The following is a 238-nucleotide window of genomic DNA, read 5'->3' on the forward strand; positions in this document are numbered from 1 at the left end:
GCGCGACGGTGAAGATGTACGGGATGGAGTGGTCCAGGGTCTCGCGGGACGCGGTGGGGCTGTACTTCTGAGGGTCGTTGGCGCCGGAGCCGATCACGTAATGCGTGTGGTGGCTGGTCTTGATCAGCACGGACTCGACGTTGGCCGGGTCGGTGACCTCCGGGTGTTCCCCGTGCAGCTTGCGGGCCAGGTCGATCCAGGCCTGGGCCTGGTATTCGGCGGAGTGCTCCTTGGTGTA

The 238-nt window shown here is 65.5% G+C and carries 1 pseudogene; it reads right to left on the reverse strand.

The window, feature by feature from the left end:
* Positions 1-238 (reverse strand): annotated as a pseudogene (locus DC347_RS22055) (MmgE/PrpD family protein); the annotation flags it as partial.

This window comes from Pseudarthrobacter sp. AG30 (assembly GCF_003116525.1).
Classification (GTDB): domain Bacteria; phylum Actinomycetota; class Actinomycetes; order Actinomycetales; family Micrococcaceae; genus Arthrobacter.